Source organism: Flavobacterium sp. (genome assembly GCF_017985075.1).
Lineage (GTDB): Bacteria > Bacteroidota > Bacteroidia > Flavobacteriales > Flavobacteriaceae > Flavobacterium.
Genome location: NZ_JAGNYF010000039.1, coordinates 1 through 16,592, shown reverse-complemented (window position 1 = coordinate 16,592; position 16,592 = coordinate 1). Strand labels below are relative to the sequence as shown.

General features: G+C 30.6%; 18 protein-coding genes and 1 pseudogene. 11 read left to right on the top strand and 8 right to left on the bottom strand.

Annotated elements, in window-relative coordinates; all coding sequences use genetic code 11:
* A partial coding sequence (locus KA468_RS08070) for a GH3 auxin-responsive promoter family protein (protein WP_291242436.1) occupies window positions 1-551 on the bottom strand: 551 nt, incomplete at its 3' end.
* Between the two features lie 63 nt (window positions 552-614).
* Here KA468_RS08070 and KA468_RS08065 point away from each other — a divergent pair.
* Entirely contained in the window at window positions 615-1,409 is a 795-nt protein-coding gene (locus KA468_RS08065) for a DUF2797 domain-containing protein (protein WP_291242435.1), read from the top strand.
* On the opposite strand, the gene KA468_RS08060 is transcribed toward KA468_RS08065, so the two are convergent.
* Window positions 1,406-2,353, bottom strand: coding sequence for a DUF3078 domain-containing protein (locus KA468_RS08060; RefSeq protein ID WP_291242434.1), 948 nt, complete (start codon window positions 2,351-2,353; stop codon window positions 1,406-1,408). The genes KA468_RS08065 and KA468_RS08060 overlap by 4 nt on opposite strands.
* Complete coding sequence (locus tag KA468_RS08055; RefSeq protein WP_291242433.1) at window positions 2,346-4,121, bottom strand: 1-deoxy-D-xylulose-5-phosphate synthase; 1,776 nt, start codon at window positions 4,119-4,121, stop codon at window positions 2,346-2,348. Before KA468_RS08055 ends, KA468_RS08060 begins: the two co-directional genes overlap by 8 nt.
* Before the next feature lie 59 nt (window positions 4,122-4,180).
* Here KA468_RS08055 and KA468_RS08050 point away from each other — a divergent pair, with 59 nt between their 5' ends.
* The 3 genes from KA468_RS08050 (at window position 4,181) to KA468_RS08040 (ending at window position 5,250) form a co-directional block, all read left to right on the top strand.
* Window positions 4,181-4,621, top strand: a complete 441-nt coding sequence (locus tag KA468_RS08050; RefSeq protein WP_291242432.1) for a nucleoside deaminase — start codon at window positions 4,181-4,183, stop codon at window positions 4,619-4,621.
* A gap of 116 nt (window positions 4,622-4,737) precedes the next feature.
* Entirely contained in the window at window positions 4,738-4,944 is a 207-nt protein-coding gene (locus tag KA468_RS08045) for an addiction module protein (protein ID WP_291242431.1), read from the top strand.
* Complete coding sequence (locus KA468_RS08040; protein WP_291242430.1) at window positions 4,945-5,250, top strand: type II toxin-antitoxin system RelE/ParE family toxin; 306 nt, start codon at window positions 4,945-4,947, stop codon at window positions 5,248-5,250. It abuts the gene before it with no gap.
* A gap of 36 nt (window positions 5,251-5,286) precedes the next feature.
* On the opposite strand, the gene KA468_RS08035 is transcribed toward KA468_RS08040, so the two are convergent.
* Both KA468_RS08035 and KA468_RS08030 read right to left on the bottom strand, forming a co-directional pair.
* Window positions 5,287-6,834: a ribonuclease E/G gene (locus tag KA468_RS08035; RefSeq protein ID WP_291242429.1), complete on the bottom strand. Its 1,548-nt coding sequence runs from the start codon at window positions 6,832-6,834 to the stop codon at window positions 5,287-5,289.
* 348 nt (window positions 6,835-7,182) lie between these two features.
* The gene (locus KA468_RS08030; protein WP_291242428.1) at window positions 7,183-7,476 is read right to left on the bottom strand and encodes an HU family DNA-binding protein; all 294 of its coding nucleotides are present in this window, start codon (window positions 7,474-7,476) and stop codon (window positions 7,183-7,185) included.
* A 132-nt stretch (window positions 7,477-7,608) separates the two neighbouring features.
* Here KA468_RS08030 and mutY point away from each other — a divergent pair, with 132 nt between their 5' ends.
* The 7 genes from mutY (at window position 7,609) to KA468_RS07995 (ending at window position 15,095) form a co-directional block, all read left to right on the top strand.
* Entirely contained in the window at window positions 7,609-8,637 is a 1,029-nt protein-coding gene (gene mutY, locus KA468_RS08025) for an A/G-specific adenine glycosylase (RefSeq protein ID WP_291242427.1), read from the top strand.
* A 36-nt stretch (window positions 8,638-8,673) separates the two neighbouring features.
* Window positions 8,674-9,087 (top strand): single-stranded DNA-binding protein, encoded by a 414-nt coding sequence (locus KA468_RS08020; protein WP_291242426.1) that lies wholly within the window; start codon window positions 8,674-8,676, stop codon window positions 9,085-9,087.
* Between the two features lie 58 nt (window positions 9,088-9,145).
* Window positions 9,146-9,697: a gliding motility lipoprotein GldD gene (gene gldD / locus KA468_RS08015; protein ID WP_291242425.1), complete on the top strand. Its 552-nt coding sequence runs from the start codon at window positions 9,146-9,148 to the stop codon at window positions 9,695-9,697.
* An 81-nt stretch (window positions 9,698-9,778) separates the two neighbouring features.
* Complete coding sequence (locus KA468_RS08010) at window positions 9,779-13,558, top strand: TraB/GumN family protein (RefSeq protein WP_291242424.1); 3,780 nt, start codon at window positions 9,779-9,781, stop codon at window positions 13,556-13,558.
* A complete protein-coding gene (locus KA468_RS08005; RefSeq protein ID WP_291242423.1) occupies window positions 13,559-14,227 on the top strand; it encodes a queuosine precursor transporter in 669 nt (222 codons plus the stop codon). It begins immediately after the preceding gene.
* Entirely contained in the window at window positions 14,220-14,777 is a 558-nt protein-coding gene (locus tag KA468_RS08000) for a DNA-3-methyladenine glycosylase I (protein WP_291242422.1), read from the top strand. The genes KA468_RS08005 and KA468_RS08000 overlap by 8 nt, the downstream gene beginning before the upstream one ends.
* A gap of 102 nt (window positions 14,778-14,879) precedes the next feature.
* Window positions 14,880-15,095: a VF530 family protein gene (locus KA468_RS07995; RefSeq protein WP_291242421.1), complete on the top strand. Its 216-nt coding sequence runs from the start codon at window positions 14,880-14,882 to the stop codon at window positions 15,093-15,095.
* A gap of 62 nt (window positions 15,096-15,157) precedes the next feature.
* Here the strand turns inward: KA468_RS07995 and aat are convergent, their stop codons facing one another.
* The 3 genes and pseudogenes from aat to KA468_RS07980 all read right to left on the bottom strand — a co-directional run.
* Window positions 15,158-15,793, bottom strand: coding sequence for a leucyl/phenylalanyl-tRNA--protein transferase (gene aat, locus KA468_RS07990; RefSeq protein WP_291242420.1), 636 nt, complete (start codon window positions 15,791-15,793; stop codon window positions 15,158-15,160).
* Window positions 15,794-15,908: 115 nt separating this feature from the next.
* Window positions 15,909-16,289 carry a DUF3127 domain-containing protein gene (locus KA468_RS07985; RefSeq protein WP_291242419.1) on the bottom strand — a complete coding sequence of 127 codons (381 nt, stop codon included), beginning with the start codon at window positions 16,287-16,289 and terminating at the stop codon, window positions 15,909-15,911.
* A gap of 12 nt (window positions 16,290-16,301) precedes the next feature.
* Window positions 16,302-16,592: pseudogene (locus KA468_RS07980) on the bottom strand (flavin reductase family protein); the annotation flags it as partial.

Below are 16,592 nucleotides of genomic sequence, written 5' to 3'. Positions count from 1 at the left end.
GAGCTAAATTCTGCCCACATAGGCATATTGTCAATTAATATGGCAGATAAATCGCCAAAAAAGGTATTGTTGTTTTCGTACAACTCTTTACTACCGCCCAAACGCAAACTTTTACCTGTAAATAACTGCGAATTTTCGTTATTATTTAAGTACATACACAGCAAATCTTTACTGGCTTTGTAATGATTGTGTTCTAAGGCTTCCGAACTTACGGGAATAAATTTGCTTTTTGCATTTGTGGTTCCGCTCGATTTTGCAAAATATTTTATAGAAGAATTCCAAAAAATATTTTGTGCCCCTTGACGGGTTTGCGAGATAATCGGTTCCAAATCTTCGTAAGTAGAAACAGGTATTCTTTCGTTAAATGTTTGATAGTTTTTAATGCTCTGATAGTCGTATTTTTTTCCAAGAACGGTATTTTCTGCCGATTTTAATAAACCAAATAAAATTTCTTCCTGAACCTCCATAGGATATTTCATAAACAATTCAATTTGATGAATACGTTTTTTTAAAATCCAAGAGGCAATAGAATTTATTAAAGGTAATGGCATTTGCGTATCAGTATTTTTATAACTTTACCAAAAATAATAATTTTTATTTCAATTACAATCTTTATGACAACATTTGAAGGAACATTAACAAAGATGGAAACCGAAATAGGTGCGCCAATTCAGTATTATTTAATTTTTGATTCCAATTTCATAAATGTTAATCAGTTAATCAATAAAGATGTTGAAATTACTCACAAAGGGTATCAGTGCTTAAATTGTAAGAAAGCGAAAAAAATATGGCGACAAGGATTTTGTTATGATTGTTTTTCTACTATTCCAGCGGCTGCAGATTGGATTATGAAACCCGAACTCAGTACGGCACATTTAGATATTGAAGATAGAGATTTAGCGTATGAAAAACGAGTACAATTGCAACCTCATATTGTATATCTTGCTTTGTCGAGTGAAGTAAAAGTAGGGGTAACCCGAAACACGCAAGTGCCCACTCGTTGGATAGACCAAGGTGCAGTGCAAGCCATTCCTGTTTTAGAAACGCCTAATCGATATTTAGCAGGAATTGCTGAGGTGGCTTTAAAAAATCATTTTGCAGACAAAACCAATTGGCAAAAAATGTTGAAAAATGAAGTGCCAATCACCAATTTATTTGAAGAAAAAAGCAAATTAAAACAATGGCTACCAGAGGAAACTAAGCCTTATTTTATTGAAGAAGACCATTTATACCAAATGGATTTTCCAGTTCAAACCTATCCATTAAAAGTAACCAGTTTGAATTTAGAAAAAACACCCAATTTTTCTGGAAAAGTTGTTGGGATTAAAGGACAATACTTAATTTTTGAAGACGGAACCGTTTTTAATGTACGAACCTACGAAGGGTTTGTGGTACAATTAAAATTTTAAAAACGATATTCAACCCCAACGCCAAGAATTTGTTTTAGTTGCACTCTTGGACCTTCCGTGATTTGAACGCCACCGACTTCTCGTTTGTTTTTAATGTCGTTATCATAAATAAGATGACTTCCTACATTGACTTTTACATATTTATTTACAATCATTTCAACGCTAACTTGCCAATCGATATCAATGTTACCAAAATCTTTTAAATAATCGGTATACAGCGTAGCTCGAGTATCTAAATTGATATTTGTCATAATTTTTCTTTTGTATTGACTTGATACTAAAGCACCTAATTCCGTTCTATGTCGTTTTCCATTTTTAAGAATTTCAGTACCTGTTGCGTCATAAATGGCTTTTTCTACCCCAAATGCGCCTTCGTTTGCCAATCGACTATCTAAAACCAAAGTTGTTTTGTTAGTTATTGGAGATAAATACACTGTTAAACCTAAATCTTTTCGAGTATATTCTGCACCAATACCTAAGAAAATATACGCGGGTCCAAATGGTTTTGAGATGGCTTTGCTTACATTTGGATAACTATATCCGTTAGAAAACTGGGTTAAAAAACTAAATTTTGCCCCATAAAACCAGTTATTAATAGTGTCTCTTCTATATCCAATTGTAGAGTTTAAATTAATTTGATCGTCTGTTTTCCTTAAATCTTGCCCTTCTTGTTTGTTAATTCCATAACGCACTACAAGCTCATTATTCCATTTCATATTATCACGAGTATAATTTCTAATGAAATTTCCTTTTGCCAAACCAGAAATCGAATTATTTCCTCCTGCAGACCAATTTACAAAGCTAATTTGTGTAAAATCTAATCCTACTTTATTTCCCTTTTTCCAATTTGAAGTAGTATCTATTTTTTCTGTTCTCACAACTTGTGAAAAAGATTCGGTTGCGAAAAAAAGAAGTGTGATAAAAAGTATAAGGTTTCTATTCATAATTAATTTCTGTAAATAATTGGGTTAAACTTAGAGTGTCTAATTTAGTTTGTTCTAATAGTTGTTTTACGGTGCCGTGTTCTATGAAAACATCTGCCACACCACGATTTATAATTTTGTTTTTAAAATTATTTTCTACTGCAAAGGTATTTATGATGCTTCCTAATCCGCCATTAATAACGCCTTCTTCAACGGTGATAATAATTTCATGTTCTTTAAAAATGTTAATTAATTTTTCTTCATCTAAAGGTTTTACCCAGCCTACATGAAAATGAGAAAAATTCTCTTTTCTTTCTAGGTTGTCAATAGCTTTGGAGACATTATTTCCAATGGTTCCAGTAGACAAAACAGCAATTTTAGTTCCTTTTTTTAAGGTTTCAATTTTTCCAATTTCAATCTTAGAAAAAGGTTGTTTCCAAGCTATAATTTCGCCTTTTCCTCTTGGATATCGAATCGCAATCGGATGGTTTAAACCTAACGAAGAAGTGTACAAAATATTGCGTAAATCAATTTCATTTCTTGGTGCGTAAATCATTATGTTTGGAATGCAATTAAGATAAGCCAAATCAAATAATCCGTGATGTGTAGCGCCATCTTCGCCTACAAATCCAGCTCGGTCTAAACAAAAAATTACGGGTAAATTTTGTATCGCTACATCATGAATTACCTGGTCATAAGCCCGTTGTAAAAAAGTAGAATAAATATTGCAAAACACCGTTAACCCTTGAGTTGTCATTCCAGCAGCTAAGGTTACGGCATGTTGTTCGGCAATACCTACGTCAAACGCACGTTCTGGAAACGCATCCATCATATATTTTAAAGAACTTCCAGAAGGCATAGCTGGTGTAATTCCTACAATTTTTTTATTTTCAGTAGCCAATTCCACTAAAGTTAGACCAAAAACATCTTGAAATTTTGGCGCCAAATTTTCATTTTCTGGTTTTAAAATTTTACCAGTAAGTTTATCAAATTTTCCAGGCGCATGAAACTGTAATTGATTTTCTTCAGCGTAAGATAATCCTTTTCCTTTCGTGGTAATAATATGTAAAAATTTCGGGCCTTTAACTTTTTGTAATCGTTTTAATTCTGACAATAATTTTGGTAAATCATGCCCGTCAATCGGACCCGAATAATCAAAATTTAACGATTTTATAATGTTGTTATCTTTTGGGTTTTTACCTTCTTTAACAGCGGTTAAATAGTCTTTTAATGCCCCAACACTTGGGTCAATTCCCATGGCATTGTCATTTAAAATGACTAATAAATTTGCATCAGTAACTCCAGCATGATTTAGTCCTTCAAATGCCATTCCGCTTGCAATAGAAGCATCTCCAATAACCGCAATATGTTGTTTTTCTGTATCACCATTAATTTTCGATGCAATAGCCATACCTAATGCAGCTGAGATTGAAGTAGAAGAATGTCCTACACCAAACGCATCAAATATACTTTCACTTCTTTTTGGAAAACCTGAGATACCATCAATTTCTCTATACTTATGAAAAATTTTGCGTCTTTCTGTTAAAATTTTATGTCCATAGGCTTGATGTCCTACATCCCAAACTAATAAATCGTTTGGCGTATCAAAAACATAATGTAAGGCAACGGTTAATTCTATGACGCCCAAACTCGCACCTAAATGGCCTTCTTTCTGGGAGACTATATCAATTATAAACTCTCTAAGTTCAGTAGCAACTTGTGGTAATTGATTTTCAGAAAGTTTCCTTAAATCGTTTGGTGTCGTAATATGTGAAAGTAAATTTTCCATTTGTACTGCAAAAATACAATAATGTTTGTAAATTTGATTAATATATAATTGTAAGAAACTTGGAAACTATTTTTACCGACGAATATTTTATGAAAAAAGCGCTTCAGGAAGCTGAAATAGCTTTTGAAAAAGACGAAATTCCTGTGGGCGCTGTAATTGTTGTAAATAATACTGTAATTGCTCGGACACATAATTTAACTGAGCTTTTACACGATGTTACGGCACATGCTGAAATGCAAGCCATTACAAGTGCTGCTAATTTTTTAGGAGGAAAATACTTAAAAGGTTGTACGTTATATGTTACTTTAGAACCTTGCCAAATGTGTGCCGGAGCCTTGTATTGGAGTCAGATTTCTAAAATTGTATTCGGTGCTACAGATGTAAAAAGAGGTTATAAAACATTAGGTACACAAATTCACCCAAAAACGGAAGTGGTTTCTGGAATTTTAGAAAAGGAATGTGCGGAATTAATGACTAATTTTTTTCAGAAAAAACGATAGATTTATTACGCAGAGATTCGCAGAGTTTTTTGAGATATGAATTCTTTATATTTATAATCAAATAATTAAAGTATGTTAAAATTTTTTGTACTTTTATGTTTTAATATTAATTAGTTATGAAAACAATTGAAATAGATACTTATTCAGATGCTGAAAAAATTATTTTAGCAGAACAATTGTGGGATAGTGTTTCTAAAGAAAATTTAACTTTATCCGATAAAGTTAAAGCAGAATTAGATTCGAGATTGAAAGATTTAGAAGATAAAAATACGAAATTATTTTCTTGGAATGAAGTTAAAGAGCATTTAAAGAATATTAGATAATTGAAAAATTTAGTATTTACCCAAGAAGCATTATTTGATGTTGAAGAAATTGTGTTTTGGTATGAAAATCAAAGATTAGGATTGTCTTTTGATTTTGAACTTTGTTTAGAAGCGCAATTAGAATACCTATTAAAAAACCCAAACTCATTTCAATTAAAATATAAAAATGTAAAAATTATTTTTTTAAAACGGTTCCCTTATGGTTTACATTATATAGTTGAGAAAAATCAGATTTATGTTATTGGTGTTTTTCATACATCAAAGTCTCCCAAAAATTGGAATGAAAGAATTAAGTCTTCAAAATAAAAAAACCGCTATTCTTTCGAGTAGCGGTTTTGTTTTTTATAAAATTTCTTTTCCTTGGTTATCAAAGAAATGATATTCTAAGTACGTGTAAGCGTCACGAGGTATAATTTTCACCCATTTCTTATGTTCAAAAAACCATTTTGAACGTAATGATGGAAAACCTTTTGTAAGGTATGCGGCCACAAATGGGTGTACGTTAAGTACTACTTTTTTATGGTCTTTAATAATGCTTTCAAGGTTAGCTTCTATTTTGTCAATAATTAAAATGGCCGCTTCAACCTGCCCGTTTTCGTTCGGGTTTTCTTCGTTTGTTTCAATATTAACTTCAGGTCTAACTCTTTGTCTAGTAATTTGAACCAGTCCAAATTTACTAGGAGGCAAGATTTTATGCTTCGCCTTATCGTCACTCATTTCTTCTCGTAAGAAATCGAATAATACTTTTCTATTGTCTGGATTTTGTAAATCTATAAAATCGACAACAATAATCCCTCCCATATCTCTTAGTCGTAATTGACGTGCAATTTCAGCTGCAGCTATCATATTTACTTCCATGGCAGTATCTTCTTGGTTGGTGGCTTTATTTGATCTATTGCCAGAATTTACATCAATAACGTGTAAAGCTTCTGTATGTTCAATAATTAAATACGCCCCTTTACTCATTGAAACTGATTTTCCAAAAGAGGTTTTTATTTGTCTTTCTATATTATACTTCTCAAATAGAGGTAAATCTTTCGACTGATAGTGTTTTACGATAGACGCTTTATCCGGAGCTATTTCTTGCAAATATTCCTTCGTTTTTAAATACAAATCTTCATCATCTACTTGAATACTCGTAAAAGTATCGTTAAAAATATCTCTTAGCATAGAAGAAGATTTTGTTAATTCTCCTAATACTTTTGAGGGATGATGGGCGGTTTGTAGTTTTTTGCACATTGTAGTCCAACGGTCTAGCAATGTTTCTACATCTTTTTCAATCTCAGTTGTTTTTCTGCCTTCGGCTACTGTTCTCACAATAACACCAAATCCCTTTGGTTTTATAGATTGTAGTAATTTTTTTAGACGATCTTTTTCTGCTCGGTCTCCAATTTTTTGCGAAATGGATACACGGTCTGAAAAAGGAACTAAAACTACATATCTTCCTGCTAAAGAAATCTCAGAACTAATTCTAGGTCCTTTTGTGGAGATTGGTTCTTTAACTACTTGAACTAAAATCGACTGATTGGCGCTTAATGTGTCCATTATAGTGCCATCTTTGCTGATTTCTGGTTCAAAAGGGAAATTTTTGAGTGAATAATCTTTTATTTTACCTGCGCTTACAAGTTTAATAAATTTCATCAAAGATCCTAAGTTTGGTCCTAAATCATGATAATGCAAAAACGCATCTTTTTCATGACCTAAATGCACAAATGCGGCGTTTAGTCCAGCAACAGGCTTTCTTATTTTTGCAATAAAAATATCGCCAACCTGAAACTGATTGCTGTCGCCAGCCTCTTTTTCTTTGTGTAATTCAATTAGTTTTCCATCTTTTAATAAGGCAAAATCTACTGCGTCTGAACCAGATCTAATGATTAATTCTTTGTTCATGCTGTATCTTTTTTATCCGAACATTTTGTTGTCGGTTGTCGGTTGTTGGTTACGAAAACGTAACTATCAACTATCAACTATCAACTTATTGTTAGGATGGATTAAACAATTTAGGTAAAATACCCAATAAAACTATAATATAAATTGAGTATGTCAAGTTATAAAATAATTCAAAATTCAATGAACGTTACTTCTTTTCTAAACAAAGAAAAGTAGTTTTTAGACTACTTTTTCTTTTTGTGACGGTTAGCTCTCGCTCTTTTTTTGCGCTTGTGAGTAGCTACCTTATGTCTTTTTCTTTTTTTACCACTTGGCATAATGTGTAGTTTTTATGATTAATAAATAATATTATACAGTTACTTCTGTCTTTTCTTTAACGCTTTCAACAAATATTTTAGCAGGTTTAAATGCTGGAATGTTGTGTGCAGGTATTTTGATGGTTGTGTTTTTTGAAATGTTTCTTCCTGTTTTTTCAGCTCTTGTTTTAACAATAAAACTACCAAATCCTCTTAAGTAAACATTATCACCAGTTTCTAATGAATTTTTTACTTCTTCCATGAATGATTCTACAGTAGCTTGAACATCACCTTTTTCAAGACCTAATTTTTCTGAAATTTTTGCTACGATATCTGCTTTCGTCATTTTCTTGCGTGTTAAATTTTATGTGTATTTTTTTGAGTGTGCAAATATATGAATTAAAAAAATACAAATTCAAACATAATGAACTAAAATTTAACCAGATAATGATTTATTTTTACAGCTTTAATTATTCATATGAATTTTTCAACTAAAATTATCGGTTGGTATCAGCAAAATTGTAGAGACTTACCATGGCGAAATACCAATGATGCTTACAAAATTTGGCTTTCAGAAATTATTTTGCAGCAAACAAGAGTGAGCCAAGGATTGCCGTATTATATAAATTTTGTAACTGCTTTTCCTACCGTAAATGATTTAGCAAATGCCGATGAACAACAAGTTTTGAAGCTTTGGCAAGGACTTGGATACTATTCTCGTGCCAGAAATTTACATTTTACTGCTAAATTAGTTGTAGAAAACCATAATGGTATTTTTCCAACTACTTACGACGAATTAATAAAATTAAAAGGAATTGGAACATATACTGCGGCAGCAATTGCCTCTTTTTCGGCAAACGAAGCGGTTGCGGTTGTAGATGGCAATGTTTTTAGAGTATTATCGCGAGTTTTTAATGTTAATTATGACATTTCATTAAATACAACTAAAAAATATTTTATCGAATTGGCTCAAAAATTACTTTCTACAACGCAACCAAATCTTCATAATCAGGCAATAATGGAATTTGGAGCTTTACAATGTGTGCCTAAAAGTCCAAATTGTTTAGATTGTGTTTTTAACGACAGTTGTGAAGCATACAAACTCAAAATAGTTTCGGAATTACCTGTAAAACTTAAAAAAAATAAAATTACGAAGCGATTTTTGAATTACGTTTTAATTCATGATGCCTATGGGAACTATATTATGAATAAGCGAACTGAAAACGGAATTTGGAAAAATTTATATGAATTTCCTTGTGTGGAATCTGAAAATGAGATGGATGAATCCGAATTGTTTCTTCAATTAAAAGAATTATATAACATTAAAAATTTTGAACATTATGATGCTTTTGACGTGTTGCATAAGTTATCGCATCAGCATTTAAACATTAAATTTTACAGAATAGAAACCGAAGAAATATTGAAAAACAGCTATACTTTTTCAGATGTAAAGCAATTGCCTGTTCCAATTGTATTGCATAATTTTATAGAAAAAATTGGTATATAAATAATATTTAGTATTTTTGATAAAAACATATAAGCCATGAACGGTACTTTAAACAAGGTTATTCTAATCGGGCACTTAGGTGACGAGGTAAAAATGCATTATTTTGATGCGCAAAGTTGTATTGGAAGGTTTCCTTTGGCAACAAATGAAGTGTATATTAACAAATCTACAGGAGAAAAAATCACTTCTACAGAATGGCATAATATAGTAGTGCGAAATAAAGCGGCTGAATTATGTGAAAAATACCTTTCAAAAGGAGATAAAATATATATTGAAGGTAGAATAAAATCACGTCAATGGACAGCTGAAGACGGTACTACTAAATATACCACTGAAATTCAAGTTACAGAATTTACGTTCCTAAACACCAAAAAAGATTCAGATTTATCTAAAGCACCAACTTCAAATCCGCCAAGTTCAAAAGATGTGGATTTTGATTCGTTAGATTAAATCTTCTATAGAGAATAGAATATAGAAAATAGATTGTACTTTTCTTAAACACACAAAAATGAAAACCCGCCTTATTTTTAGCTTACTTTGTCTTTCTTTACTTTCTTGTGGTGATGACAAAATGCCCAAACCAACAGGACAATTAAGTTTGGAATATCCGCCAGCAAAATACTTGAAGTTTTCCAATTCTTGTGGTTTCGATTTTGATAAAAACGAATTGGGAGAAGTAAAAGCTACTTCAAATTGTGGACTGGAAATTCATTATCCAAAAATGAAAGCTACGGTGTATTTAACATATAAACCTGTTCAAAATAATTTAGAGAAATTACTAATCGACGCTCAAAAATTAACGTACGAACACGCTATAAAAGCAAATGATATTGCAGAGCAACCCTATGTAAATGCTTATAGTAAAGTATACGGAATGTTTTATCAGGTAGGCGGAAATGCTGCAACAAATGCTCAGTTTTACGCTACAGATAGTACAAAAAATTTCGTTACAGCCAGTATGTATTTTTATTCTAAGCCAAATTTTGATTCTATACTTCCAGCAGCGGATTATATTAAAAATGATATGAGAAAAATTATAGAATCTATTAAATGGAAATAGTTTTTATTTTTTGTAAAAATTCATATTAAAAATCTTTTCAATTTATTATATTTGGGACAACTTAACTAAATAATTATCCCTTTGAAAAAGATTTTATTTTTACTTACACTTTTATCACTTTCTGCAGTTGTTGCACAAGAAAAAAAATACCAAAGTTTATTTTGGGAAATTTCGGGTAACGGATTAACCAAAAAATCCTATATGTATGGAACCATGCATGTTTCAGACAAGGTTTCTTTTCATTTGTCTGATTCATTTTTTGAAAAATTAATGGCTTCAGATTTTATTGCAAACGAGAGTGAACCAAATACTTGGACAGAATTATACGATTTGTATGGATTTTATCAATCTACTCAAACAAGAAGAAATTTCTACACTAATTTTTATACTTCACCTATAGAAAAAGACTATTTATATTCTCTTTTCAGAGGTTCAAATTACAATTTAATTGGATTATTATCTCGAACCAATCAAGCCAATCAAGAATTTCAGGAGGAAACCTATTTGGATATGTTCATTTATAGAACGGGAAAAAAATATGGTAAAAAGACATTAGGATTAGAAAACGTTAAATCTACTACACTAAATATCGAAAAAGCTGAGGCGGAAATGGATAGAAGCGAAGTGGATGAAAACAAACAAGCTATTTTAAAACTATTAAAAAAGCGTTCTTATGCCGAGGTTTTAAGAGACGCATATCGTGAAAAAGATTTAGATTTATTGGATACGCTAAACATGCTTTCCTCTCCAAAATTATACAACAAAGCCATGCTTTTTGATAGAAATGAAATTATGTCTGCAAGTATGGATTCTATTATGAAAACAGGAAGTTTGTTTGCTGCAGTTGGTGCCGCACATTTACCTGGAAAAAATGGAATGATTGAAATGTTACGAAGAAAAGGATATACTGTAACGCCAATATTTTCTGATTATACTGAAAAAGGAAAAAAAATAAAGAAACAAATTGAAGAGTATTTTGTAAAGCCGGTTTTTGAAATAAACACAACAGCCGATGAAATGATTTCTTTGCCTTTGTTTCCTTTGGTTCTAAAAAATGGCGAAAATTTAGAGTCTCCAGATTTAGGAAACGGTGGCTATATTAATGTTAAACGTATGTTGCTGAAGGATTTTATTAGCAAAAAAGACGAAAAATTCAATCATAAAGCGCTTGATAGTTTATTTTTTGAAAATATTCCAGGTGAAATTTTAGAGAAAAAGACATATCAAGAAAAAAATAATTTTGTGTATGATATCAAAAGCAAAACTAAAACGGGTAAAAACGAAAGATATAGATATTATATAACACCACTTGAAATTATTGCTGTAATTATGAGTGGAGAAGGCGATTATGTTAGAAAATATGAAGATGAGGTATACAATAATATAAAAATTAAATCGTACAAACAAGAATCGATACCAGTAGTGCCAAACAAACAAAACTTTAAAGTTACGGTTCCGTCATACTACTCATTTGTTGGTAATAAAAAAGATAATAAAAGACTGGAAGACACAGAGATTTATGCGTTTGACGAACAAGAAAACGCACATTATTTTGTTATAGAAAGCACCATAATGGATTATGAAAATTTAGAGGATTCTGAATATGAATTGAAAAGAATGCATTACGAATTTTATGCGGTTCACGAGTTGGATTCTATGCAAACAAGTTTTGATAAAAATAAATTTGAAGTTACATCGCAAACAAAATTAAAAGATAAAAATATATATCTAAAATCGGCCTTAAAAGGAAATAAATATTATTTATTGGGAACTGTAAATGCTTCAAAAAATAAAGTTGATACTTTTTTTAACTCATTCGAAATTACAAAAGCAAAAGAAGATATTGTTTATAAAACATTTAAAGATTCTACAGCTCATTTTTCTGTAGAAATTCCGAAACAAGAAAACGAATATTTAGATTTTAAATTTGAAAGAAAAAATAGGTATAAAGAAGATAATAAAACCAATCATTTTGAAGTAAAATACAAATCTTTTGATATTTTTTCACCAAACAAAAGCAATATACAAATTACGTATTCGCAACCACATAGGTATGAAAGTTATGCGGTTTTAGACACACTTTTTAATCAAATTAAGAAAAATATTGCAGTAGATTTTGAATATAAAAATTATACCGATAGCAATGAATTTAATTATTCTGACAGTGCCGTTGTAGTCGATTCTGTAGCAACAGAAGCCGTTAGTTTTAATTCTGTAGCAAACACTATTGATACAAATGAAAAGGATAAATTTAATCCGTTAGATTACAAATCAACTACTTGGGATAAAACATTGGCTTTAACATCGAACCAAAAGTTAGATTTGGTTAATGAAAAATTTACTAAAGATCCAGTTAATGATTTTTATGTGTACGAAGTTTTGGCTACAAAACCTAAAAGCACACAAGCAATTAAATATAAAATTGTGCTCAAAAAAGGCGAATATTATACGCTCACAACTTTAGTTGATAAAAATTACAATAACGATAATCCTTTTATTGAAAAAGTATTCAATTCGTTTAAAGTAGATGATGCTTCCATAACATCAAGAACCTTTTTTGAAAATAAATTCAGCATTTTTGAAGAAGATTTAAATAGCGAACACGATAGTATACGCTATTCGGCAATAAAATCATTTAACAATTTAACTATTGAAGAATCAGATTTTTCAAAAATTAAAAACTTATTAGAAAATTTCGAATTTAGAAAAGAAGAAATGGATTTTAAAGGTGAATTATTTGAAAGCATTGGATCTTTAAAATCTTCAGAAGTACTTCCATTTTTAGAACAAGCGTATAAAAAACAAGACGTTTCAACACAAACACAATTTTCAATTTTACGTGCTTTGGCTTTACAAAAAAGCAAAGTGGCATATAAAAAAATTGCCGAATTATTAGATTATGATTTACCAATTTCGGAAAATTATGTAATTTCTGGTTTGTTTAATTTATTTATGGCAGACCTTGAAAATGCTCAAGTTTTATATCCAAATATTTTAGAATATTATAGTATAAATGAGTTTCACGAGCCAATAGTTGAGTTTGTTCAAGTGTTGTTAAATTCTGAAAAAGTAACGGATAAAAAATTAAAGTCATACAAAAAAATGCTACTAACCAATGCGAAATTAGAATACAAACGATTGGTAAGTTGGAAATTTGAAGATGAAGCCAGCGATGATGATGACGAATATAATTATGATGACGAAAATGGCGCACCTGTGGAAGCTCTAAATAGTTATTTATCTATTTTATATTCATTTAAAAATGAAAAAGATATGCGTCAATTGTATGAGAAAGCAGAAAAATTAAATATTGACGATTTAAATGTAGCTATTGCTAATCGCGAATTAGCCAGAAATAAAAAATTAGATAAACGTGTATTAGATAAATTAATTAGCAATCCAAAAACAAAATACACGGCGTTGCAAATGTTGTATCACAATAAACAAACAGAAGAATTAGCAACGTTTAGTAAAGATAGTATTGTGATGAATGCCATTCATTATTATGAAGATTTTGACAAAAAAAATGATTCTATAGTGTTATTGGATGAAAAAATAGTTACTCATAATGATAAAAAAATAGCTTATTTCTTTTATAAGAAAATTAATATAGAAGCTGATTCGTATGGTAAAAATACTGAAAAGTTAACCGCTATTGCTTTTGTTTATGATGAAAAAAATCAACTAAACCTAAAAGCTTTTAGAAGATTTGATGACGAAAAAATTATTGATGATAAAGAAATTGATCAGAAAATAAAAACTATGATTAATGAATCGCTAAATGACAATCATTTGAGAGTAAATTTTTCAAGTAATCCAGCAGAAGACAATTACGAAGAAGAGGAATATTACGAAGAATAAATGTTAAAAACCAAAAAGGAAATAGTATATATTATTTTGGTAGGTATTTTTATTACAAATGCCATAACTGCAGAACTTATTGGGGGGAAATTAATTCAAATTGGTCCTTTTGTATTAAGTATGGGTATTTTGCCTTGGCCAATAGTATTTATTACTACCGATTTAATTAATGAATATTTTGGAAAACAAGGTGTGAAAAGACTCAGTTATATCACAGCAGGTTTAATTGCCTACTGTTTTGTAATTTTATTTTTTTCGATGAAAATTCCTGAAGCAAAAGGCATCAGTCCGGTTTCTAATGCAGAATTTACAGCTGTATTTGGTCAAAGTAATTTAATTATTGTAGGTTCTATTCTTGCGTTTTTAGTGGCGCAGTTTTTGGACGTCACGCTTTTTAGTTATTTTAAAAAGAAAACCGGAGAAAAAATGATTTGGTTACGAAGCACAGGTTCTACTGTGATTTCACAATTAATTGATTCTTTTATAGTAGGAGGAATTGCTTTTTATTTACCCGGAATTTGGAATACCAAACAATATGTAGAATATTCTTTTACGGGTTATACATTTAAATTAATCATTGCGATTTGCTTAACACCGCTAATTTATTTAGGTCATTTTTTAATTGAAACCTACATTCATAACAACGAAAAACCAATAGTAAATGACTAAGAAACGTTGCGCTTGGTGCGAAAAAACCGATTTATACAAAGACTATCACGATAACGAATGGGGAAAACCTGTTTACGATGATGCCACATTATTTGAGTTTTTAATATTAGAAACGTTTCAAGCGGGACTAAGTTGGTATACGGTTTTAGTAAAACGAGATAATTTCAGAAAAGCATTTGCAGGTTTTGATGTGCAAAAAGTTGCTAAATTTACCGATGCCAAATTGCAAGTTTTAGCTGAAGATGCTGGAATAATTAGAAACAAGTTGAAAATAAAAGCTGCAGTAACAAATGCACACGCTTTCATAAAAGTTCAAGAAGAATTTGGAAGTTTTTCTAAATATATTTGGGGTTTTGTAGACAACAAACCAATTGATAACCATCCAAAAACATTAAGTGAAGTAACAGCAACCACAGAAATTTCGGATAAGTTAAGCAAAGACTTAAAAAAACGTGGTTTCAAATTTGTAGGTTCTACAGTTGTTTACGCACATATGCAAGCCACAGGAATGGTAAACGACCACGTTGCAGATTGTTGGGTGAGAGGTTAGTAATCAGTGTTCAGTTTTTAGTATTCAGTAAAAAACAGTATTAAATTAAAATATAAGTATTTACAGTAAATCGTAAATCCTAAATCAAAAATCGTAAATAAAATGGATCCACTTCACGGCATAACATTAAAAACAATACTCGAGAAATTAGTCGAGTATTATGGTTTTGATACGCTTGGCGAATTGATAAAAATAAAATGTTTTAATGAAAATCCTTCTTTAAAGTCGAGTTTAACTTTTTTAAGAAAAACAGAATGGGCTCGAAAAAAAGTAGAAGAATTATATGTGAGAAGTTTAAAAAAGTTTGACGCAAGATAAATTTGTGTTCAAAATAAAACTCTGCGTTGCTCTGTGTTTCTTAGTGTGTCTCTCCGTAATATCTAACTTTTCAAAATTGCTAAAAACTCTTCTCTTTCAATTTCTATACAACCTAAACTTTCTAAATGATTATTATGTACTTGGCAATCTAAAAGTTTATAGTTAGCCAATTCTAATTGTTTTGCCAAATGAATAAAAGCTACTTTACTAGCATTGGGTACTTTTGAAAACATACTTTCACCGCAAAACACATCGCCTAAATCAATTCCGTATAAACCGCCTACTAATTCGTTATTTTGCCAAACTTCTACGCTTTTGGCAAAACCTAGTTCATTTAGTTTGCAGTATGCTTCTACAATTTCATTAGAAATCCATGTGCCGTCTTGGTTTTTTCTTGGTGACTTTTGACAGTTAGAAATTACCGCTCTAAAATTTGTATTAAAAGTAACTTGAAATTCATTTCGAATTATTACTTTTTTCATGCTTTTCGTAATTCTTAAATTTTCGAAAAACAACACCATTCTTTCTTTTGGACACCACCAAAGTTTTGGTTCGTCAGAATCATACCAAGGGAAAATCCCATTTTGGTATGCTAAAAGTAATCTTTCTGGAGATAAATCACCACCAACAGCAATAATCCCTTCAGGAGATGTTTCTGAATAAGGTGGAAAATAAAGTTCAGATGTTAAAAAATACATATTTTTAAGAAATTCCAATTTTTTAAATTTCAAAGTGCAATAAAAATTCCAAATTCCAAAATGAAAACAATTGGAATTTGGAATTTAAATTTTAGAATTTACTTTTAATCGAAGATTAAAAAGGTAAATCGTCGTGTTCTTCTTCTTTAAAGTCGGTTGCTGGCGCAAATGCTTCAGCAGCAGGCATTGGAGGCATATCTGGAGCACTTGCAGGCGCTGCATTTGATAATCTTTCTATTCTCCAACCTGTAATAGTGTTAAAATGTTTTACTTCTCCTTGTGGAGACGTCCATTCTCTACCTCTTAAATTGATAGATACTTTTACTTGCTCGCCAACTTGGTACGAATTTAAATCGTCCACTTTTGCTTGTTGAAATTCAACCGAAATATGTTGTGGATACTGCTCTTCAGTAGTAACAACTAATTCTCTTTTTTTAAATGAAGCACTTACATCTTGTGTAGCTCCAATTACTTTAATTTTTCCAATAACTTCCATAACTCTAATAATTTATTTTTGTGCTAATAACAATTTCCAAGCGTTTAAAACCTGATTATTGTCTAAATATTCTTTTGCTTTTTTAAATTTTGTATTAAAATCGTCTGAACTTAAAACCGCTTTTACTTCAAAATTTTCTTTTACAAATATAGTAATTTCTTCTTCATTTGGAATAGCTTCTATATTTCCTAATTTTCCTAAATCATTTCCATTAAAATAGCCACTTTCTTTGATGAAACCTGGTATCATATCTACACCAATTCCTAAAGTAGTTAATGGTTTTTCCACTTCAAACAAACCTTC